The sequence below is a fragment of the Segatella sp. genome (genome assembly GCF_977051555.1).
The window spans coordinates 1-22,580 of the sequence record NZ_CDRSSE010000029.1 but is presented as its reverse complement, the minus strand read 5'-3'; the positions used below and the strand labels follow the sequence as shown (position 1 = coordinate 22,580).

General features: G+C 44.0%; 19 protein-coding genes and 2 tRNA genes. 10 read left to right on the top strand and 11 right to left on the bottom strand.

What is annotated here, in order from left to right:
* Positions 1-4 precede the first annotated feature (4 nt).
* The 3 genes from ACWJAO_RS08150 to ACWJAO_RS08140 form a co-directional block, all read right to left on the bottom strand.
* Positions 5-901, bottom strand: coding sequence for a radical SAM/SPASM domain-containing protein (locus tag ACWJAO_RS08150; RefSeq protein ID WP_449139886.1), 897 nt, complete (start codon positions 899-901; stop codon positions 5-7).
* 188 nt (positions 902-1,089) lie between these two features.
* Positions 1,090-1,174, bottom strand: a tRNA-Ser gene (locus ACWJAO_RS08145).
* Positions 1,175-1,507: 333 nt separating this feature from the next.
* The gene (locus ACWJAO_RS08140; protein WP_449139885.1) at positions 1,508-2,383 is read right to left on the bottom strand and encodes an FAD-dependent thymidylate synthase; all 876 of its coding nucleotides are present in this window, start codon (positions 2,381-2,383) and stop codon (positions 1,508-1,510) included.
* Positions 2,384-2,494: 111 nt separating this feature from the next.
* Here ACWJAO_RS08140 and tsaA point away from each other — a divergent pair, with 111 nt between their 5' ends.
* Complete coding sequence (gene tsaA, locus ACWJAO_RS08135; protein WP_006846275.1) at positions 2,495-3,175, top strand: tRNA (N6-threonylcarbamoyladenosine(37)-N6)-methyltransferase TrmO; 681 nt, start codon at positions 2,495-2,497, stop codon at positions 3,173-3,175.
* Between the two features lie 25 nt (positions 3,176-3,200).
* Here the strand turns inward: tsaA and ACWJAO_RS08130 are convergent, their stop codons facing one another.
* The 6 genes from ACWJAO_RS08130 to sppA all read right to left on the bottom strand — a co-directional run bounded on the left by ACWJAO_RS08130 (position 3,201) and on the right by sppA (position 9,778).
* Positions 3,201-4,604, bottom strand: coding sequence for a glycoside hydrolase family 28 protein (locus tag ACWJAO_RS08130; protein WP_449139884.1), 1,404 nt, complete (start codon positions 4,602-4,604; stop codon positions 3,201-3,203).
* A 134-nt stretch (positions 4,605-4,738) separates the two neighbouring features.
* Positions 4,739-4,811, bottom strand: a tRNA-Phe gene (locus tag ACWJAO_RS08125).
* A gap of 111 nt (positions 4,812-4,922) precedes the next feature.
* Positions 4,923-6,035, bottom strand: coding sequence for a thiamine-phosphate kinase (gene thiL, locus ACWJAO_RS08120; RefSeq protein ID WP_287839965.1), 1,113 nt, complete (start codon positions 6,033-6,035; stop codon positions 4,923-4,925).
* A gap of 23 nt (positions 6,036-6,058) precedes the next feature.
* Positions 6,059-6,868 carry a purine-nucleoside phosphorylase gene (locus ACWJAO_RS08115; RefSeq protein WP_294846894.1) on the bottom strand — a complete coding sequence of 270 codons (810 nt, stop codon included), beginning with the start codon at positions 6,866-6,868 and terminating at the stop codon, positions 6,059-6,061.
* Positions 6,753-7,928, bottom strand: a complete 1,176-nt coding sequence (gene lpxK, locus ACWJAO_RS08110; protein WP_449139883.1) for a tetraacyldisaccharide 4'-kinase — start codon at positions 7,926-7,928, stop codon at positions 6,753-6,755. The genes ACWJAO_RS08115 and lpxK overlap by 116 nt, the downstream gene beginning before the upstream one ends.
* 65 nt (positions 7,929-7,993) lie before the next feature.
* On the bottom strand, positions 7,994-9,778 hold the full coding sequence (gene sppA / locus ACWJAO_RS08105) for a signal peptide peptidase SppA (RefSeq protein WP_449139882.1): 1,785 nt from the start codon (positions 9,776-9,778) through the stop codon (positions 7,994-7,996).
* Positions 9,779-10,040: 262 nt separating this feature from the next.
* Here sppA and ACWJAO_RS08100 point away from each other — a divergent pair, with 262 nt between their 5' ends.
* Complete coding sequence (locus ACWJAO_RS08100; protein WP_287593800.1) at positions 10,041-10,850, top strand: alpha/beta hydrolase; 810 nt, start codon at positions 10,041-10,043, stop codon at positions 10,848-10,850.
* A gap of 343 nt (positions 10,851-11,193) precedes the next feature.
* Here the strand turns inward: ACWJAO_RS08100 and ACWJAO_RS08095 are convergent, their stop codons facing one another.
* Positions 11,194-12,621 carry an undecaprenyl-phosphate glucose phosphotransferase gene (locus ACWJAO_RS08095; RefSeq protein WP_449139881.1) on the bottom strand — a complete coding sequence of 476 codons (1,428 nt, stop codon included), beginning with the start codon at positions 12,619-12,621 and terminating at the stop codon, positions 11,194-11,196.
* Positions 12,622-13,054: 433 nt separating this feature from the next.
* Here ACWJAO_RS08095 and ACWJAO_RS08090 point away from each other — a divergent pair, with 433 nt between their 5' ends.
* From ACWJAO_RS08090 to guaA, 7 genes are all read left to right on the top strand, one after another.
* Entirely contained in the window at positions 13,055-14,398 is a 1,344-nt protein-coding gene (locus ACWJAO_RS08090; protein WP_022121638.1) for a sugar phosphate nucleotidyltransferase, read from the top strand.
* Between the two features lie 150 nt (positions 14,399-14,548).
* Positions 14,549-14,821 carry a co-chaperone GroES gene (locus ACWJAO_RS08085; RefSeq protein ID WP_006846288.1) on the top strand — a complete coding sequence of 91 codons (273 nt, stop codon included), beginning with the start codon at positions 14,549-14,551 and terminating at the stop codon, positions 14,819-14,821.
* An 80-nt stretch (positions 14,822-14,901) separates the two neighbouring features.
* Positions 14,902-16,530 carry a chaperonin GroEL gene (gene groL / locus ACWJAO_RS08080; protein WP_264909999.1) on the top strand — a complete coding sequence of 543 codons (1,629 nt, stop codon included), beginning with the start codon at positions 14,902-14,904 and terminating at the stop codon, positions 16,528-16,530.
* Between the two features lie 365 nt (positions 16,531-16,895).
* Entirely contained in the window at positions 16,896-17,111 is a 216-nt protein-coding gene (locus tag ACWJAO_RS08075; protein WP_006846290.1) for a hypothetical protein, read from the top strand.
* Positions 17,095-18,639 (top strand): RapZ C-terminal domain-containing protein, encoded by a 1,545-nt coding sequence (locus ACWJAO_RS08070; protein WP_449139880.1) that lies wholly within the window; start codon positions 17,095-17,097, stop codon positions 18,637-18,639. Before ACWJAO_RS08075 ends, ACWJAO_RS08070 begins: the two co-directional genes overlap by 17 nt.
* A gap of 76 nt (positions 18,640-18,715) precedes the next feature.
* Positions 18,716-19,462 carry a nucleotidyltransferase family protein gene (locus ACWJAO_RS08065; protein ID WP_449139879.1) on the top strand — a complete coding sequence of 249 codons (747 nt, stop codon included), beginning with the start codon at positions 18,716-18,718 and terminating at the stop codon, positions 19,460-19,462.
* 106 nt (positions 19,463-19,568) lie between these two features.
* Positions 19,569-21,179 (top strand): glutamine-hydrolyzing GMP synthase, encoded by a 1,611-nt coding sequence (gene guaA / locus ACWJAO_RS08060; protein WP_449139878.1) that lies wholly within the window; start codon positions 19,569-19,571, stop codon positions 21,177-21,179.
* A gap of 46 nt (positions 21,180-21,225) precedes the next feature.
* Here guaA and mscL read toward each other — a convergent pair whose 3' ends face one another.
* Complete coding sequence (gene mscL / locus ACWJAO_RS08055) at positions 21,226-21,654, bottom strand: large-conductance mechanosensitive channel protein MscL (protein WP_117692014.1); 429 nt, start codon at positions 21,652-21,654, stop codon at positions 21,226-21,228.
* 352 nt (positions 21,655-22,006) lie between these two features.
* On the opposite strand from mscL, the gene ACWJAO_RS08050 reads away from it, so the two are divergent.
* The coding region (locus ACWJAO_RS08050) for a type I glyceraldehyde-3-phosphate dehydrogenase (RefSeq protein WP_449139877.1) at positions 22,007-22,580 on the top strand (574 nt) is incomplete at its 3' end.

Genomic DNA, 22,580 nt, shown 5'->3' with positions numbered 1-22,580 from the left:
CCTATTAACTTCTTGCTTTTCCTCTAAAACTGTTTCTTACCAGGGCTGATTCACAGGTTTCACAGAGATGTTCTGTGGCTTGATGATGCTTGAAACCTTCTATCATGGCTTGGGCACGGGGTAAAGCCAGAATTTCTTCTAGCGATTGTTCGAGTAGGTTCCCTAGTGCTACGTCCCCGTTGTGGTCTAAACAGCAGGGTACCAATGTGCCGTCTGCCAATACGCCTATCTGTTTGAGTAGTGCTTTGCAGAAAACTTCTCTTTTTTCTTCTCTGATGCCTGATTCCAGGTTTTCTTTTATCATTTTCTTTTCTTCGATATGGTTATCAAAGTTGGGCCATTCGAATTTCCTGTCAAACTCCAGATAGAGATTATTGGCAAGTCTGTAACCGTCAGGTCGTTCTTTCCAGGGCTTGGGAACAAATTTTTCGATGTGTTCCATCACTTCTTCATTTTCCCGGTCTTTTCCTCCTTGGTTCCAGAGTCTGAGAACTATGCAGGTTCCTTTCTCTGCTGCTTGGGTTGAAAAAGTCATCACCTCGTTCATGTAACCGGCAAGCTCTCCCTTGGCATTACTCTCGTGTGAGTGGAGCGAGAGTTGTATTTTGTGGGGAAGTGTATCAAGGAGATCCATGGCTTTGTGTAGCAGAGTGCCGTTGGATGTAAGTACGGTTTTGAAACCTTTCTCTCTTGATATGTTGATAAACTCGGGTAGAAGAGGGTGTAGCAGGGGTTCGCCCATAATGTGGAAATATAGGAAACAGACCTTCCCACGTATCTTGTCGGTGAGTAGGTCGAATTCCTCGGCACTCAACTGTCTTTTCTTTCTTGTATGTTTTGGACAGAAGTGGCAGTTGAGATTGCATGTATTGGTGATTTCTATGTAACAGCGATCTATCATTGTTTCGTCTTTTCTTGCGTGTAGCTTACTTTTTGAGCAAAGTTACATGTTTTCTTTGATATGACCAAATAATATAGGATAATTTTACATTTGAAGTATTCTTGCAATAGATAGTGAATGAATATGAAGGAAATATACAGATATGGATAATAAAAAAGCCTTCTGAAATTTCTTTCAGAAGGCTCTTGCGGAGAGAGAGGGATTCGAACCCCCGGTACCTCTCGGTACGACGGTTTTCAAGACCGTTGTAATCGACCACTCTACCATCTCTCCATTGTTTTAGTCTGTATGACTATAGCTTGGTTTTCTTAAGCGGTTGCAAAGGTACTACTATTTTCTGGTTCCACCAAATTTTTCACCAACTTTTTTTCGTTTTTCTTCAAAAAAATGCATTTTGGGGCCAAATAAGTGGAAAAATCGGCAAAAAAATGAGAGGCTAGGCTGAAAAAGACAATAAAAAAGGGCTACCGCCGTAGCCCCAATCTTGATAACCTTAAATCTAATACTATGAAAAACACACTGCAAAAATACAAAATATATCTATTCGTTATGTCAAAAGAATAGAAAATCTGTATTTTGAAAGGGTGCTTTAATATTTTTTAAACCTTAGAGATAACCTTTCTGCTTAAACTCTTCCATCAGTGGCAAGGCTAAAATCTTGGCATCAGGATGTGGTGCACCGGTAGTACCTAATGCGCGAAGGTCGAAGAAATGTTTCCAGTCACTTACGAAAGCGGTATGAACCAGTTCGGTGTTGCAGTCCAATGGCAGGATGGCACGTGCTTCTTGAGGTTTGCAACCTGCCTCTATCAGTTTCATGTAGGCATATTCGGCAGCCTGATTGGCGAAAATCCAAGTTGTGAGCTTGTCCCATTCCGCTGCTCTTCCTTCAGCGATGTCTGTACACATATCTTCTATGCGGTAGTCGCTGGGATCCTGTGAACCGTCGAAACCTTCTGTTTCTACCCACGTAGGCAGATTGATGGTAATCTCGTTATCAAACTTATTCTTCGAATAGTTGCAGTAACGGGTACTCTGTTCTGCCATAGAGTTGGCGCGGTGTCGGTTATATTCTCGGGTGATGGAAATCTGAGTTGTAAAATGAACGGTAATACGCAATTCGTGTTTACCTTCTTCATAGTTGCTGAGGTATTTCAGATCATCCATAGCCTTGTTTTCTGCCAATACACGGAGGTTGGTTGTAATGTAGTCTTTGCCGTCTATGGTGTTTAGGCGTGAAAACTTGTTGTGGGTATAGAGTGGTAACTCTCCATGGTTGCATACCAGATACACGGTTCCATGTTCCAGCATGGCAAAGTGTTCACTCTGCATCATACGCTCCACGAAAGGCTTGGCAGATTCCTCAGTGGTGTTATTCTCACTTTTATAACATACTCTTCCGGCTCGTTCTATCTGCTGGTAGATGCCGAGCTCGCCTGGTTTCTGCAACCAGATTTCATACGATGGTCTTTGTATTTTCATTTCTTTTTGTTTTTTATTTTGTCTGCAAAGATACATTATTTTGCGCATACGGCAAAATAATTCATGGCTTTTTTCGTCTTATATATAATTAAGGTGTAATAATTAGTAAATATGGAGATAAAACCAATAGCATATTTTCGTTCTCCCTTCAGTAGCAAGTTTGGCATACCAAAACAGGCTGGATTGGTAGCAGAACTGGAAGGACAGATTGTTTTTGAACCCGAATTTCGTAACCCTGATGCGCTGCGTGGCATGGAGGGCTTTGATTATCTTTGGCTGATTTGGGAATTTTCTGCCAATAGGCACAAAGCGCACAGTCCGGTTGTTCGTCCTCCTGTGTTGGGAGGCAATGAGAAAGTGGGTGTCTTTGCCACTCGAAGTCCTTTCCGTCCCAATAATATAGGTCTTTCATCGGTAAAAATTTCTCATATCGAATGGGAGACTCCTCATGGTCCTGTCATTCATGTTAAGGGAGCTGATCTTATGGACAAGACACCGATATTTGACATCAAGCCGTATGTGGTGTATGCCGATTCTCATCCTGGGGCAAGGAGCGGTTTTGTTGATGACCGCAAATGGCAGAAACTTGATGTAGAGATTTCTGAAGATGTAGACAGGCATCTGCGTCTGCAGGGATTGAATGCAGAAAAGATTGAAATATTGAAAGAGGTACTTGCCCAAGATCCCCGTCCGCATTACCAGAAAGACCCTCATAAGGTCTATGGAATGCCTTATGAGGGTCTTGATATTCATTTCACGGTTTGCGATCATACGCTTACTGTTGTCAAGTAGACTTCTTGAATGTTGAGTAGAAAATTTACTTTGCGAAACTTTCAAAACGTACGTTTTCCAACAGAATTTTGCAGGCAGCATCGATATTCTTGGCTTCCTTGGTGTAGAAGATATTGGAGTTCTTGATGGTGATATCGTGTACCATACCTTCTGCACCATGTGCTTCAATACCTGTTTTGCAACCTCGTACGTAGATGTTGCTCATGTGGATATCCTGAAAGTTTGGCAGGAATTCCTGTTTTACAGGAGCGGTCTGTTTCTTGGCACCTACGTGGTTATCAAAATAGGTGGTCTCAAAGGTGATGGCTGCATCCTTGATATCGGTCATGTAGATATGGTCGATATAGATGTTCTCTGATGTTCCGCCTCTCTTCACTGCACTTTTAAAGCGTAAACCGGTATCTGTTCCCTGGAAAGTATTGTTGCGAACAACAATATTCTTCATGCCGCCAGAGAACTCGCTGCCGATAACAAAACCTCCATGGGCATGGTATACGGTGTTGTCCTGGATATTGATGTTTTCACAAGGACCTGCTGCCACACCTGCTGCGCCTGCGCCACCCTTCATGCAGATACCATCATCACCAGCATCAATCACATTGTTTACGATGAGTACATCCTTACAGCTGGAGATGTCAATCGCATCACCATTCTGGGCATTCCAAGGACATTTTACGGTGATTCCGTCGATAATTACATTCTTGCATCGGGTAGGGATGATATGGAATTTAGGGCTATTCAGAAGTGTAACTCCCTGTACGAGCACATTCTCGCAACTGGTGAATCTGATCATGTGTGTTCGGGTTTTCTCCTGTTCGTCCATATTCTCAGCCACATTAGGTTCGTGCTTCAGGTTGAAAGGATACCAGATGTCACCCTTCTCATTCAGTGTTCCGCCCATAGCCTGGAATTCTTTCCATTCTACGTCACTAACCTTACTGCGCTTTACCGGTCTCCACCATTCTCCGTTTCCGTCAATAGTGCCCTCGCCTGTGATGGAGATATTCTTTCTCTTGCTGGCATTGATGGCTGGAGTAGCACGGTTTTCTTTCTTTCCAGTAGTCTCGTCTATCTTGAAGTGATCATTCTTGTCTTCTGAAAGAACGATGATGGCATTCTTTTCCAGATGCAGGTCAATATTGTCCTTCAGTGAGATGAGACCGGTAAGGTAGATACCTGCAGGCACATTAAGATGACCGCCGCCCATCTTGTTCAGTTTGCTTATAGCTTTGGCGAATGCCTGGGTATTCATGGTGAGTCCGTCACCATTACCGCCACATTCTAAGATACTGACATGATTGTCTGGGATGCTAGGCAATGTAGGTTGCTCCATCTGAACTGGTAAGTTCTGATAATACTTACTGTAATCTTTGGCATTGGCTGTCACAAATGAGAAACAGACCAATAAAGCTATTAAAATCTTCTTCATAAGCTTTTTAAGTTTAGTTTGTTTAATAAATTCTATACTTTGTCTTGTTTGTAATATCTGTTACCTTAAGGTGTGGATATAAAAAAAAGACGGCCCTAACCACAGTTAGTAACCGCCTTTTATGAAAGGAGGAGTGGTACCACCAGGAATCGAACCGGGGACACAAGGATTTTCAGTCCTTTGCTCTACCAACTGAGCTATGGCACCATCTTGCTTTTTGCGGTTGCAAAGGTACAATAAATATTTTAATTGAGCAAGAGAAAACGAAATATTTTCTCTTGCTTAATGTTTATTAACTAAATATCCCCTTGCTTGAAATTAATCTTTCAGCGGATTCCAACCTTGTGCTTTCAGTTCAAATTCCTGTCCGTCTCTGGTAATGAGGAACTTGCCCAGATTTTCTTTGGTGATGTAGCCAATCTGCCTTACACCCTCCATGGTCTCAATCTTCTCGTGGTCACCGATAGGTACGGTAAAGAGAAGTTCGTAATCTTCGCCGCCGTTCATGGCGCAGGTGGTAAGGTTCATATTGAATTCTTCTGCCTGCACGGCTGTCTGGTAGTCGATAGGTATGTTCTTCTCATATACTCTGCATCCGCAATGACTCTGTTCGCAGATATGCATCAATTCACTGCTCAGACCATCGCTCACATCCATCATGGCGGTAGGACGGATACCTGCCTCACGCAGTTGTGCTATCACATCTCCGCGTGCCTCAGGCTGCAGTTGTCTTTCCAAGAGATATTCCTTGCCGGCGAAATCTGGCTGGAAGTTGCGCATATTCTCTAAGTCTCTGTTCAGAAGAGCCAGTTTCTCGTTATCACCATTTGCTTTAGCCTCAGCCATCTTCTTTCGGATATCTTCTATCTGTCCGTAGTATACAGCCTTTTCGCGTTCCAGCAGTTGAAGTCCCATATAGGCACCGCCCAAGTCGCCCGACACACAGATTAGGTCTGTTTCCTTGGCTCCGTTGCGGTATACGATTTCTTCTTTTGCTGCTTCTCCGATACAGGTAATACTGATGGCTAAACCGGTGAGAGAAGAGGTAGTATCACCTCCCACGATATCTACTCCCCATTTGTCGCATGCCATTCGAAGACCCTTATAGAATTCATCAATGTCTTCTACTTTGAATCGTTTACTCAATGCTATGCTTACTACCATCTGACGTGGGGTTCCGTTCATAGCAAAGATATCACTGATGTTTACCATTGCACTCTTGTAACCCAAGTGAACCATATCGATATAGGTAAGGTCGAAATGCACGCCTTCCATCAGCATGTCAGTAGTTATGAGCACCTCCTTGTCGGGATAATGCATCACGGCACAATCGTCGCCTACACCATAAACGGTAGACTCGTTTTTCTTTTCATAACCTTTTGTGAGATGGTCAATAAGACCGAACTCACCCAACTTTGAGATATCCAAAATAATTAATAGTTTATAATTTATAATTAAGATCTGCGGATGATTTCTCGCATAATCTCTGTCATCTTAGGCTGTGCAGCATTGGCTGCAACCTGAACCTCTTCATGACTGACCTCTACTGGTACGTCGAAACCGCCAAGGTCGGTGATGATACTGATTCCGAAAACCTTGATTCCGCAATGGCGGGCAACAATCACCTCTGGTACGGTACTCATACCTACGGCGTCACCACCCAATACACGATACATGCGATACTCTGCCGGTGTTTCGAAGGTTGGTCCCTGAACGCCAACATATACACCATGCTTTGCATCAATTCCCTTCTCCTTAGCTATCTCATCGGCAAGGTCGCGGAGTTTCTTGTCGTATGCCTCGTGCATATCTGGAAAACGTGGACCGGTAGGGAAGTTCTTTCCGCGCAACGGATGCTCTGGGAAGAAGTTGATGTGATCGTCGATAATCATCAGGTCACCAATTTGGAATTCCGGATTCATACCGCCCGAAGCATTGCTTACAAAAAGGGTTTCGATGCCCAACTCGTACATCACACGTTCAGGGAAGGTCACTGCCTTCATGTCGTATCCCTCGTAGTAATGGAATCTTCCTTCCATAGCCATGATGTCTTTACCGCCCAACTTACCGAAAATCAGCTTGCCGGCATGACCTTGAACGGTAGATACAGGGAAGTTGGGTATTTCACTATATGGGAATTCGTAACTGTCAGTTATTTCTGAAGCTAATTGTCCGAGACCGGTTCCCAGTATGATTGCCGTCTTCGGACTTGTTGTCATCCTTTCTTTTAGCCAGGATGCTGTTTCTTGAATTTTTTCGTACATAGCTAATGATTTTGTCGTTAAAATTATCTTCTTGTTCCAGCATGAAACTTACCTTGATAGGCAGTTCATATATGCTTTTCTTTACCATTTCATAGAGTCCCTCAGTCTCTTTCAGTCTCACGGCATCTTTCTCTGTCGTGATAATCAGACGGGGTTCTGGAATCTGTTCAAACGCCTCGTTGATGCGGGTGATGTCTTTACTCTTGAATCGATGGTGATCACCGAAGCTCAGCGACTGCATACTTTTAACCATCGGCTTCAGGTCGTGTTCCATCTGCTTAGGTGATGCGATACCCGTTACTAGCAGTACATGGTAGTTCTTTAAGTCCTCCTTTGCTAGCTGCTGCTCTTCGAATACGCCCTTTGGGGTATCGTAGTTGATGCAGGTGAAGTAGAGCTTCTGGAAAGGGTAGAGGTCCATTGCCTTGGTGAGTACACGGAATTCCATTGGCTTCAAATCCTTTGGACATTTGGTGATAATCACGATGTCGGCACGGTTCTTACCGCTCAGAGGTTCTCTCAGCCTTCCTGCCGGCAACATCTTGTCATAGATGATCAGACGGTGATAATCTACCAGCAGGATGTTGATGCCTGGCTTTACATAGCGATGCTGAAAGGCGTCATCCAGTAATACCACATCAACATCCTTGGTTGACTCTTCGCTCTGCAACTTTTCGATTCCTCTCACACGCTTAGCGTCTACGGCTACATAGATATCGTCAAACTTGCTGTGCATCTGGAAGGGTTCGTCGCCAATCTCAGACATTGTAGTATCTTTATCAGCCAGCACATAGCCACTGGTCTTTCTTTTGTAACCACGTGATAGCACAGCAATCTTTACCTTGTCATGCAACAAGCGTATGAGATACTCCACATGGGGAGTCTTGCCCGATCCGCCCACTGTGATGTTACCCACAGAGATGATCGGGATTGAGAATGACTGACTCTTTTTCAGTCCTATATCGAAGAGCCAATTGCGAAATCTGACCATGCCACCATAAATCCAACTCAGTGGTAGCAGCCAGTCGTTGATCTTGATAAGATCGCCTTCTGTTCTCATGTCTGTTTCCTTTCTCTTAATTCGGTATGTCTATATAATAATGTACGCATACCTTATTATAAATGTTATTGTATGTTCAATACGTAAGGAAGTGCAGCCTGTATAGGCTCTTTCTCCTTCATATTGCGTATCATGATGAATGGCTGGTAGAGGTCACCCAAAGCCAGACGCAACTGTTCGTCAAGGTAGGTTCCCTTATTTCCGCCCGCCATATCCAGTAACTGTTCCATCCATCCTGCCATTGCCGGATATTCTACAGCTTGATAACTGCTGAGATGAGCCAGTTCTGCAGCCTTGTCGATGGCGTCGCTCAGTCCGCCGAATCCATCAATCAACTTGATGTCCTTAGCGTCTGTTCCCAGCCATACTCTTCCTTGAGCTATCTTTTCAACCTGTTCGGTACTCATCTTTCTTCCCTCAGCTACACGTTTGCGGAAGAGGCTGTATCCGCGGTTCACGTAGTTTAGCATGGTGGCAATCTCTTCTGCACTCCATGGGCGTGACATGCCTGCCGAAGCATAAGCACTGTTGCGGTTGGTTTTCACCTCATCATACTTGAAGCCTAACTTTTTGGTCATCAGGTCACTGAAGTCAGGAAGAGCTCCAAAGATACCGATGCTACCGGTCAGTGTGGTAGGTTGTGCCATGATATATTGGGCACCCATACTCATATAATAAGCGCCCGAAGCAGCCATGCCACCCATCGAAACCACTACCGGTTTCTTTTTGTTCAACTCCTTGACCGCTCTCCATATCTGTTCCGAAGCATAGGCATCGCCACCGCCCGAATTGATACGCAGAACTACAGCCTTCACCTGACTGTTGTCGGCGAGTTCCTGCAGGTCCTTGATTACCTTTGTACTTACTATCTGCTGCTCAGAGCCATAGATGCTAGGAGTCTCCATTCTCACGATAGAACCCTGGCAGTAGTATACGGCAATCTCTTCTCCCATCAGGTTAGAGTCGTCTATAGCCATATCTACGTCGTTATAATCTACCTGGTTGATGGCTTCGTCTGTTTTCAGACCCAATTGTTTCTTTACCACGTCTCTAATCTCATCATAATAGCAGAATCCGTCTACCATCTTGCGAGATTTCAGTAGTTTGGTATCGTCAAACACCATCAGTCCGTCGGCATAGTGGTTCAGTGAATCCTTGCTGATGTTTCTGCTCTTGCTCACATCTGCCAGCATTTGTTGCCAGAGTCCACCTATATACCGTGAAACCTGCTCTCTGTTGGCATCCGACATCTTGTCTTCTGTGTACGTTTCAGTATAGCTCTTGTATTTGCCAACCTTTACTACCGTAAAGTGGATGCCAAACTTGGCAGCTACATCTTTGATATATTGTGGCTGCGATGCAATACCATGCCAGTCCACATTGCCTTCCGGGTTTACGTAAACCTTGTTGGCAACTGAAGCCAGATAATATCCGCCCTGTGAGAGAGCATCACCATATGCGATAATCCATTTGCCGCTTTTCTTGAAGTCGGCAAGTGCATTTCTGATTTCCTGCAATGTGGCATAATCCGTCTCAAGTATACCTGTCTCCAGATAGATACCTTTCACCTTATCCTCATCCTTTGCCTTGCGGATAGAAGAGAGAATCTTGTTCATGCCGAGGTTATTAAACTGCTCGCCTGTCAGTTCGCCGAGCCAGTTATCTTCCGAACGGTCTTCAATCTGTCCCTGTAATTTCAGTACCATCACAGCATTGTCCTTCAATGCCGGTTTACTGTTGCTCGATGCCACCATTCCGATGATGCAGATGAATCCCAGAATGGTCATGATAAGCCCGAAGGCAAACAGTCCTACGATAGTGGCTGCCACGTTCTTGAAAAAATCCTTCATAATTCTATGTCAATATTATATGTGAGACTGCAAAAATAGTGCTAGCGACAGCAGAGAGAGTTACTCCGATTGCTATGTGCAGCAATTTTTCTGCAAATATAGCAAAAAAGAACCAATAATCAAAGCGATTGGAACAAAAACACCAAAAAAAGAAGAAAAAATAACATAGGGTTAACGAAAAAATGCCTATCTTTGCATTATCTTAGCAAAACAGAATAAAGATATAAAAACAACATAACAAAAAAGAAAAATGAAAAAGACAATGATTTTTTTTCTTCTGATGCTGACAGCAATTACAGCATCAGCTCAATCTACCGCTCGCAAGTTCGTATTGAAGAACAGTAGCGACGGTCTGAGTGAACTCACCTGTTATCTTCCTAAGAATCCTTCAGGAAGAGCTGTAGTAGATTGTCCTGGAGGTGGCTATTCCCATCTTGCGATGGATCATGAGGGGCATCAGTGGGCAGAATATTTCAACAAACAGGGTATCGCTTTCTTCGTCTTGAAATACCGTATGCCTAAGGGAAATCGCAATATTCCGTTGAGTGATGCCTATCAGGCGATGCGAACCGTTCGTGACAGTTCTGCAGTATGGAGAATAAATAAGGAAGATGTTGGAATTATGGGATTTTCTGCCGGCGGTCATTTGGCTTCTTCCGTCAGTACTCATGCAGAGGCGGCTGTGCGACCTGATTTCTCGATTCTTTTCTATCCGGTGATTTCAATGGATGAGCGTATCTCTCATAAGGGATCATGTGTGAATTTCTTGGGTGAAGAGCGTAATACCAATAAGAAACTGGTAGAAGAGTGGTCTAACGACAAGGCTGTTCGTCCTAATCTTACCCCTCGTGCCATCATACTGATGTCTTTTGATGATAAGGTTGTTCCTCCTGTAACCAATGGCGTAGCCTATTATTCTGCCATGAGCAAGGCGGGCAACGAGTGTACCATGCACATCTATCCGACTGCCGGACATGGATGGGGGTTCCGCGATGCCGCTCATGGCTTCCCGTATCACGACCAAATGTTGAATGACCTTACCTGTTGGCTCAACAGGCTTCCGTCTAAGTAATCTAAGTAATAAGTAAAGAGAATGCCTAAAAAGGGGGTGTGTCATAAGTTAATGATACACCCTCTTCTTGTTGTTGAAAGAGCTAGGATATGTTGTTGAAAGAGTTAGGATATGTTGCTGGAAGAGCTAGGATATGTTGTTGGAAGAGCTAGAATATGTTGTTGGAAGAGATAGAATATGTTATTGAGACAGTTAGTATCTCCGGTCGCACAACAGCTGTTGTGCGCTTGCATAACAGCTGATATGCGCATGCACAACAGTTGATGTGCATGCGTGGGTCAACTGTTGTGCGCCAACTATTTTCCAAACTTATGGCACATCCTCTTTTTCTTTTTATAGACTCCTAATAAGCATTCTTGTCAGGGCAGATAATGCTCTTGGCTGTCATGAAGATAATCTTGATATCAAGCCAGAACGACCAGTTCTCTATATACCAGATATCACGGCGGATACGTTCCTCCATCTGCCAGAGTTCCTTGGTCTCACCACGGAATCCGGTAACCTGAGCCCAACCGGTGATACCCGGCTTGGAGAAGTGGCGAACCATATACTTATCTATCAGGCTTCCATACACCTCTGTATGATGCAGCATGTGAGGGCGCGGACCCACAATACTCATGTCTCCCTTAAGAACATTGAAGAATTGAGGAAACTCATCTATGTTCGTCTTTCTCATAAAGTTGCCGAAAGCAAATTTACGTGGGTCGTTCTTTGTTGCCTGTGCCTTGTCTGCATCCTTGTTCACATGCATGGAACGGAATTTAAGACAGTAGAAGGTATCACCATTCAGACCCGTTCTTGCCTGTTTGAAGAAAATTGGACCAGGACTCTGAATCTTGATGATGAGAGCTATGAATGGAATGAATGGTAGAATGCACAAACATGCAAGCCCGCTCACCACGATGTCGAAGCTACGCTTGATAATGCGGTTTGACGTGCTTGTTAGGGGTTCTATGCGGTTTGAATATACCGTCCTTCCCATGAAATTCTGGGCATCAAGATGCAATTTGTACTCACCAAACACACGTGGCAGGTAGTAGAAGTGTATCACATTCTTATCACAGAAGTGTATGATATTGATGATCTCAGGATCTTTATGCGACAGGCAGCAGAAAACCTCGTCAATATTGGAAGGTTCACCATTGATGGTATCATTCATGGTAGAAGAGATAATCTCTTTGAGCTGTTTCATGTTTCCTATTCTTTTCAACCCTTCCGGATTATCAGTGATGTCTTCATCTGCATAATATCCTTTTACGATATAACCTGCCGAGGGATCTTCTGTCATCGTCTTGTACATCTCGCTCACGGCAGGATCGTTACCTACAAAGATGACGGTGCGTGAGTTGCGGCCCTTAGAGCGGAAATACTTTAGTAATTTGAGCTCGCAGAGACGGCTTATGATGAGAGACAGATAGAATGTTATGCTGAAGATAATGCTGAAGGAGAACATCTTTCCCCCGTGACTGAGTAGTCTTGAGAAAGTAAAGAAACAAAATGTTGTTGCTGCAGCCAGATAAAAAGTACGCCTTGTAACCTGCAGGAACCCGATCTTTCTGACATGAATGATGGTGGAATAGAAGTATTCGCCTAGGAACAAGGCTGCATTGGCAACAAAAAAGGTAATCTTTGTTGCTTTGTCGAAATACGCGGGTATGAGTTCTTGACCATATTGGGTATAGAACAACAGTACGATGTTGAGAATAACGAAATCGGCACCTATCACCAGTCTCCTCATCATTTCATTTCCTTTATAATGCTTGTTCGTCATTTGCTTATGTTTATTATACTCCTAGTTATTTATATATCTTTAAGTTGTTTGAGGTATGCTTAAATGATATTTGGTCGCAAAGGTAATAATAATAGTTGAAAATCGGAAATAAATCAGCAAAAAAATATCGAAATAGACCAACATGAACCAGCTTGAACCAACTTTTCTTGTTTTTAATCTGTTTAAATGATGCTTTTTCTTCCTTTTTACTTTCTTGCGCATATCTAGGTATTTTTATATGAAAATAGGTAGTTTTTTTAGAAATTGCTTGGTGGTCTCAAAAGAAAAACGTACTTTTGCAGCCGGATTATCACGGATGATTCTTCTTTGAGACCTGTTGGTACTGGGAGTAAACTCCTGATGTGATGCAGTCTCTCACTGTTAATTTGTGAAATCTTAAGTATGAACAATAAACGATTTAGATAGTAATAATATGCAATTAATTTTATTATCGGGTGGCTCGGGTAAAAGGCTCTGGCCACTTAGCAATAATGCTAGAAGCAAACAGTTCTTGCCATTGCTCGAAAAGGAGAATGGGGAGATGGAAAGTATGGTTCAGCGCGTGGTACGTCAGGCTCAGGAAGCAAATCTGACCAACGATATTACGCTTGCTACAAACGCCAGTCAGCTGGATATTATCCAGAACCAGCTGGGAGAGCGGGTTTCTGTGGTTACCGAACCGGAGAGGCGTGATACTTTCCCTGCTATCGCTTTAGCTGCAAGTTATCTGAAACTGAAGAAGAAATGTGAGGATGACGAGGTTGTGGTTATTATGCCTTGTGATCCTTATACCGAGTTGGAATATTTCCATACCATAGCCCGTATGGTGGAATGTGTGGAGAAAAACGTCGCCGACCTCGTGCTGATGGGTATCAAACCTACTTATCCAAGTGCAAAATATGGTTATGTGGTTCCTTTTGCTGAAGGAGAGAAGTATCAGATAGTGAAGAGATTTACCGAGAAACCGGATGTGCCTACAGCAGAGAAACTCCTGGAGGAGGGTGCTTACTGGAATGGTGGTGTCTTCGCTTTCCGTTTGGGCTATATGATGCAGATTGTACGTAAGTATATGCAGAGTGAGAACTTTGAAGATACTCGTGCAAGATATAGCGAATTTCCAAAAATCTCTTTCGACTACGAGGTGGCGGAGAAGGCTGAATCGGTAGCGGTAGTACCGTTTAATGGTGAATGGAAGGACCTGGGTACCTGGAATACACTCACTGATGAGCTGCACCATGCCAGCATCGGTAATGCGGTGATGGGAAGTCATTGCGAGAATACGCATGTCATCAACGAACTCCAGTTGCCTCTGTATGTGGATGGCTTGAAGGATGCTGTTGTTGCAGCGAGTCCTGATGGCATCTTCGTCTGTGCAAAGAAATATTCCGAGGACATCAAGAAGGCGGTAGAACATCTTACTCCGCGTCCGATGTATGAGGAAAGAAGGTGGGGTACTTATCGGGTGATTGACGATTCTGAGTATGCTGACGGCAATCATTCGCTCACCAAGAGTATTACCTTGAAGCCAGGTAAGAATATCAGTTATCAGCTTCATCACCATCGTTCAGAGGTGTGGACATTCGTAGAAGGTGAGGGCATCTTTGTACTTGATGGCGAGGAGAAACATGTGAAGGCGGGTGATACCGTGGTGATTCCTCTGGAGCATTATCATGCCATCAAGGCGATTACACAGCTGACTTTCATCGAAGTTCAGAATGGTAATCCACTGGTTGAGGAGGATATTGAAAGATTCGATTATCAATGGAAAATGAAATAAAACACAAGTTTTTGTGATATAATGTCAGTATTTAAACGTGTCAAAGTGTCAGTATGGATGCTTTGGCACGTTTTTCGTATACTGGCGGGGTGACGGGTAGCAATACCTGTTGGCAAAATAAATGTATAACAATTAAAATATTATAGAATCATGAACATTAAACCATTAGCAGACAGAGTGCTGGTACTTCCTGCACCAGCTGAAGAAAAAGTAGGTGGAATTATTATCCCTGATACAGCAAAAGAGAAACCACAGCGTGGTAAGGTCGTTGCTACAGGTAAGGGTACGAAAGACGAAGAGATGATTCTCAAAGAAGGTGATACCGTACTCTATGGTAAGTATGCTGGTACAGAACTCGAATTCGATGGTACTAAATATATCATGATGCGTCAGAGCGATGTACTCGCTGTAGTAGAAGAGTAATTCTTAAAGGTAAAAAAGTAAAAAGGTAAATAAAAACTTTTTGCTGATATTTATTTAAACATTATTAGAAAGAATATATTATGGCTAAAGATATTAAATATAATTTGGATGCCCGCGACCTCTTGAAGAAGGGTGTTGATCAGTTGGCAAATGCAGTAAAGGTAACTCTCGGTCCTAAGGGCCGCAACGTGGTAATCGAAAAGAAGTTTGGTGCTCCTCAGATTACTAAGGATGGTGTTACCGTGGCTAAGGAAGTAGAGTTAGAGGATAAATTCGAAAATACTGGTGCTCAGCTTGTTAAGAGCGTTGCCAGCAAGACCGGTGATGATGCCGGTGATGGTACAACAACTGCTACTATCCTGACTCAGGCTATCGTAACAGAGGGCTTGAAGAACGTTACTGCAGGTGCAAACCCAATGGACTTGAAGCGTGGTATCGACAAGGCTGTGGCTGCTGTTGTTGCCTTCATCAAGGAACATGCTGAACAGGTAGACGACAACTACGATAAGATTGAGCAGGTGGCTACTGTTTCTGCCAACAATGATGCTGAGATTGGTAAACTCTTGGCTGACGCAATGCGCAAGGTTTCTAAGGATGGTGTCATCACAATCGAGGAGAGCAAGAGTCGTGATACCAACATCGGTGTTGTTGAGGGTATGCAGTTTGATCGTGGTTACTTGAGCGGTTACTTCATGACTGATGCAGACAAGATGGAGTGTGTAATGGATAACCCATACATCCTTCTTTATGATAAGAAGATTTCTAACTTGAAGGAGTTCTTGCCAATTCTCCAGCCTGCTGCTGAGAGTGGTCGTCCTTTGTTGGTTATCGCTGAGGATGTTGATTCTGAGGCTTTGACTACTTTGGTTGTTAACCGTTTGCGTGGCGGTTTGAAGATTTGCGCTGTGAAGGCTCCAGGCTTCGGTGACCGTCGCAAGGCCATGTTGGAGGATATCGCAGTATTGACAGGCGGTGTTGTTATCTCTGAGGAGAAGGGCTTGAAGTTGGAACAGGCAACTTTGGATATGCTGGGTTCAGCAGACAAGGTTACCGTCAACAAGGACAATACAACTATCGTTAATGGTCATGGCGAGAAGGCTAATATCCAGGATCGCGTAGCTCAGATCAAGAACGAAATTGAGAATACCAAGTCTTCATATGATAAGGAGAAACTTCAGGAGCGTCTGGCTAAGCTCGCCGGTGGTGTAGCTGTCCTCTATGTAGGTGCCAACTCTGAGGTTGAGATGAAGGAGAAGAAGGATCGTGTTGACGATGCACTCTGCGCTACCCGTGCCGCTATTGAGGAAGGTATCGTTGCTGGTGGTGGTACTACTTATATCCGTGCTCTCGAGGCATTGAAGGATATGAAGGGTGATAACGCTGACGAGACAACAGGTATCCGTATCGTAGAGCGTGCTATTGAGGAGCCTCTCCGTCAGATTGTTGCCAATGCCGGTGGCGAGGGTTCTGTAGTAGTAAATAAGGTACGCGAGGGCGAGGGTGACTTCGGTTACAATGCCCGCAAGGACGTTTATGAAGATATGCGTCAGGCTGGTATCGTAGATCCTGCCAAGGTAGAGCGTGTAGCTTTGGAGAATGCTGCTTCTATCGCAGGCTTGTTCTTGACAACAGAGTGTGTGTTGGTTGACAAACCAGAGCCTGCACCAGCTGCACCAGCTGCAGCACCTGGTATGGGTGGCATGATGTAATTAGATGAATAATTTGAGCAAACAAAGCACATCGTAAGACTGCGAGTTTGCAAAGCGAAAATATCAAATAGGGGTGATTCTCAGAGAATTATCCCTGTTTTTTTGTTTTTTTAGTCATGAAGATGCAAAAAATAGCAAAATTATTTGGTTCGAATAATCTTTTTTTGTAACTTTGCATCGTAAATAAAAGAAAGTATCATCCGAAGGGATGGCAAAGATATTTTTTTGATTTGTTTTAGTAGATTAGTTTTTAAGTAGTTTGTTTTTGGAAATCGGTTGTCGTGAGACATCCGATTTTTTTTTGTTTTTATTTTGTTTTCTCAATTTAATTGTGTAATTTTGCAGCATAATAGAAAATTCATAGCATGAACAATATTGATTGGAAAAAAGCAGTGGTCTTTCTGATTGTTATCGGAGGACTCATTTATATTACAAAGGCAGAGTTGGGAATGACTACTACAAACTCGTTCCTTACTACGCTGGGTATCTTATTGCTTCTCTTTATCGGAGATAACTTCGCACAGAAGATTGATGATGATCGGAAACGACGTAAACTGAATAATGATGGAAAAGCTGATTGATCTATATAAGAAATGGGCGGGTGAAGAACCGGCTGATGTCATAAAATTGGCAGGGCAGGGGAGTAACCGGCAGTATTTCCGTATCATTGGGCATGATGGTGATACGGTAATTGGTGTGATAGGAACCAGTCGTGATGAGGATCATGCCTTTGTATATCTGGCTCAGCATTTCCAGCTCAGACAGTTGCCTGTTCCCCAGATTCTGGCGGTGAGCGATGATGAACTCTGCTATCTTCAGACAGACCTTGGCGGTACTTCGCTTTTCGATGCCATCAAGGGCGGACGAGATGCGGGCGGACGTTACAATCAGAAAGAGAAGGAACTCCTTAAGAAAACCATTCGTGAACTTCCGAATATCCAGATTCGCGGTGCAAGAGAATTGGATTGGCAGAACTGCTATCCGCAGCCAGAATTCGATGTAGACAGTGTACTCTTCGACCTCAACTACTTCAAGTATTGTTTTCTGAAGCCTACCGATTTGGATTTTCACGAACTGAAGCTCGAAGCCAACTTCCGGCTTTTTGCCAAGGATCTGACTTCAGAGCCGATGGATTGTTTCCTTTATCGCGATTTTCAGGCGCGCAACGTCATGCTGGATGATAAAGGGAATCCATACTTCATTGATTTTCAGGGTGGTAGAAAAGGACCTTTTTATTATGATCTCGCCTCATTCCTATGGCAGGCATCGGCTAAGTATCCGTTCAAACTGCGCAGAGAACTGGTTTGGGAATACTACCAGTCATTGAAGCATTATACCGAGGTTCCATCGGTGCGCCATTTTGTAAACCGGTTGAGTCTTTTTGTGCTCTTCCGTACCTTACAGGTATTGGGCGCCTACGGATTCCGTGGCTATTTCGAACGCAAGAAGCATTTTATCGACAGTATTCCGCCGGCTATCCAGAATCTGCGCGATCTTCTGAAGATGGGCGACAAGGTGTTCCCTTATCCTTATATGATGGATATGTTGAGAAGACTGACCGAATTACCACAGTTCAAGGTGATAGAGAGTGTGGCGCTGAGTCGTGCTGACGGCTATAAAACTACCGACAACAATATCTATCGTGCGCATCCGCAGGACGGACCTGCCACCTATTCTAAATATGATGGTAAGGGACCGTTGGTGGTAAGAGTGTATAGTTTTTCTTTCCGTAAGGGTATTCCAGAGGATCCGTCGGGCAATGGCGGTGGTTATGTCTTCGACTGCAGAAGTACCCATAACCCTGGTAGATACGAACCTTATAAGAAGTTGACGGGTCTGGACGATCCTGTTATCCGATTCCTGGAGGATGATGGTGAGATATTGAAGTTCCTGGAGCATGTTTATGCACTTGCCGACCATCATGTAAACCGCTATATGCAGCGTGGTTTCACCTCTCTGATGTTCTGTTTCGGATGTACCGGCGGTCAGCATCGCAGTGTATATTCTGCGCAGCATCTTGCCGAACATATTCACCAGAAGTTTGGTGTAGAAGTGCAGATTTGTCATCGTGAACAGCATATTGAGCAGGTTTTACCGGCAAAACAATAGAAAATAGCGTGCAAATTTGGCTATCTCGCAAAAAGTTAGTAAATTTGCACGCACATTTTAAAATAGCTATTTAGCAATGATGCAAGCAATGATATTCGCAGCAGGTTTGGGCACTCGCCTTAAGCCACTTACCGACCGCATTCCGAAGGCTCTGGTAAGTGTCGGGGGAGAACCTTTGCTCAAACGTGTCATCTTTCAGTTGAAGGATGCCGGTTTCACTCGCATTGTAGTGAACGTGCATCATTTCTCCCAACAAATTATCGATTATCTCAGAGCACATGACAACTTCGGTATGGACATCCGTATCAGTGATGAGAGTGAAAAGCTGCTCGAAACGGGTGGAGGTATCCGGAAGGCATGGCCGCTCTTCAACCAGTCAGAGCCTATTCTTATCCACAACGTGGATATCTTGAGTAATGTAGACCTGAAGAAATTCTACCAGATGGAAAGTCAGGATATGATAGCGGCACGTCTGATGGTGAGCGAACGTAAAACCAAGCGTTATCTCCTCTTTGATGATACCATGCGACTGGTGGGATGGACGAATATAGAGACGGGCGAGTTGAAGAGTCCTTATCCTGACCTCAATCCCAAAGATTATAAGATGTATGCTTTCTCGGGCATCCACATGGTAGCCCCATCGCTCTTCCCGCTGCTGGAGGAGGAACCGGATAAGTTCCCTATCATGGACTTCTATCTGAAGCATTGCGACAAGGTGCGCATTGAGGGATATGTGAAGAACGACCTCAAGCTGATGGATGTGGGAAAGCAGGAAACGCTGAAAGAGGCGGAAGCATTTCTGAAGTCGTTAGTTAATAGTTGATAGTTAATAGTTGATAGTTTATAGCGGCTATGCCGTATAGCAAGATTGATATAAACTATAAACTGTAAACTATAAATTGTAAATTATAAATTATAAATTATACAATATGCAACAGAAGATTATTATTTTGGATTTCGGTTCTCAGACCACACAGCTCATCGGCCGTCGTGTCCGTGAACTCGATACCTTCTGCGAAATCATGCCTTACAACAAGTTTCCAAAGGATGACCCATCTGTCATTGGTGTCATCTTGAGCGGTAGCCCTTATTCCGTTCATGATCCGGAGGCTTTCAAGGTAGATCTGAGCCAGTTTATTGGCCGCATTCCTGTGCTCGGCATCTGCTATGGTGCTCAGTTCCTCTCTTTTGCTCAGGGCGGAAAGGTGGAGGCTGCTGACAGCCGCGAGTATGGCCGTGCTAACTTGGAACATTTCGACAAGGAGAATCCTTTGTTCAAGGGATTTATCGAGAACTCTCAGGTGTGGATGAGTCATGGTGATACCATTACTGCCATCCCTGAGGATTACAAGTGCATCGCTTCTACTGCCAATGTGAAGTATGCTGCTTATGCTTCTACCAAGCAGCCTGTATGGGCAGTGCAGTTCCACCCAGAGGTGTTCCACTCTTTGCAGGGTACACAGCTCCTGAAGAACTTCGTGGTAGACATCTGCGGTAGCAAGCAGGACTGGAGCGCTGACTCTTTTGTTGAAACTACTGTTGCTGAATTGAAGGCACAGTTGGGTGACGACAAGGTTATCCTCGGTCTCTCTGGTGGCGTTGACTCCAGTGTAGCTGCCGTTCTCCTGAACAAGGCTATCGGCAAGAACCTCACCTGTATCTTCGTTGATCATGGTATGCTCCGCAAGAACGAGTTCCGTGATGTAATGGAGGATTACAAGTGCTTGGGCTTGAATGTAATCGGTGTTGATGCATCAGAGAAGTTCTTTGCTGACCTGGCTGGTGTTACAGACCCTGAGGAGAAGCGTAAGATTATCGGCCGCGACTTCGTGGAGGTTTTCAATGCTGAGGCTAAGAAGCAGACTGGTGCCAAGTGGTTGGCTCAGGGTACTATCTATCCAGACCGTATCGAGAGTTTGAATATCACCGGTAAGGTCATCAAGAGCCATCACAATGTAGGTGGTCTTCCTAAGGAGATGAACCTTCAGTTGTGCGAGCCTTTGAAGTGGTTGTTCAAGGATGAGGTTCGCCGTGTAGGTCGCTCTATGGGTATGCCAGAGCACCTGATTACTCGTCACCCATTCCCAGGTCCTGGTTTGGCTGTCCGTATCTTGGGCGATATCACTCCTGAGAAGGTACGTATCCTTCAGGATGCTGACGATATCTATATCCGTGGTTTGCGCGAGTATAAGGTGAAGTTGAGTGGTGAGGAAGCTCGCCGCGTCCTGGCTGCCGGTGTTCCTGCTGACATGCAGAATGGCGAGATTGAGGTATCTCTCTACGATCAGATCTGGCAGGCTGGTACCGTATTGCTTTCTACTGTCCGTTCTGTAGGTGTGATGGGTGATGAGCGTACATACGAGCACCCTGTTGCTTTGCGTGCCGTAACAAGTACCGATGCAATGACTGCTGACTGGGCACATCTTCCTTATGATTTCATGGCTAAGGTAAGTAATGAGATTATTAATAAGGTGAAGGGTGTGAACCGCGTATGTTATGACATCTCTTCAAAACCACCTTCGACAATTGAGTGGGAATAAACAGAATAAAAAAAGTCGCCTTCAAAGAGGGCGACTTTTTTTATTCTTATTTCTGGTTCTTCAGGAGATCACGTATTTCCATGAGGAGCTTTTCTTCATTGCTTGGCTCCGGAGCCTTAGGAGCTTCTGCCGGTTTTTCCTCTTCCTTCTTCTTGGAAATCTTGTTCACCACCTTGATGAGCATGAAGATACAGAAGGCAACGATGAGGAAGTCGAAACAGGTCTGGAGGAAGTTACCGTAGTTGATGGTAGCTGCCTTCAGTTCCTCACCCCCAACATTGACGGTAGGGAGTGTGAATTTGAGGTCGGCGAAATTCACGCCGCCAATCAGCCATCCTATAGGAGGCATGATGACATCATCTACAACAGAGCTTACGATTTTGCCAAAGGCACCACCGATGATAACACCGACAGCCATGTCGAGTACATTGCCACGCATAGCGAATTCCTTGAATTCATTCAAAAATTTACTCATACTTTTATCTTTTAATTAAAACTATAGTTTGATAGTTCTTCTATTTCTCTTTCCTTATATATATAAAAGGTGTAGAATGCAGAGTTTTTTCTTTGCTTTTTGCAATATGGAGTTGTCAGTATGGCATGTAATGATAGAAAATAATGCCAATATTAAAGCTCTGCTATTCTTTTTTAACTTATTTAATACTCATTCTGGTTGCAAAGTTAGAAAAAAATTAGTAACTTTGCGCTCGAAAAGAAGAAAAAATGCTCTAAGGCGTAAAATTTTGAATGTTTCAGCATCAGATGAACGCTCGAAAGCAGTTAAAAAGGTAATTTTTATTAAACTTTTAATTTAAATATTAAGAACAATGATTAAGATTGGTATTAACGGATTTGGCCGTATCGGTCGTTTCGTATTCCGTTCTACAGTTGAGGCTGAGAACGCAAAGGAAGTACAGGTAGTAGCTATCAATGACTTGTGCCCAGTAGATTACATGGCTTACATGTTGAAGTATGATACAATGCACGGTCAGTTCGACGGTACTATCGAGGCTGACGTTGAGAAGAACGAGTTGATCGTAAATGGTAACCACATCCGTGTTACTGCTGAGCGTGATCCTGAGAACTTGAAGTGGGATGAGGTTGGTGCTGAGTACGTAGTTGAGTCTACAGGTCTCTTCCTCGCTTACGATAAGGCTGAGAAGCACTTGAAGGCTGGTGCTAAGTACGTAGTACTTTCTGCTCCTTCTAAGGCTGACGCTAACGGTAACCAGGCTGACATGTTCGTTTGCGGTGTTAACACTGACAAGTACAATGGTCAGAAGATCGTTTCTAACGCTTCTTGTACAACAAACTGCTTGGCTCCTATCGCTAAGGTATTGAACGATAACTTCGGTATCGAGACAGGTTTGATGACAACTGTTCACTCTACAACTGCTACAC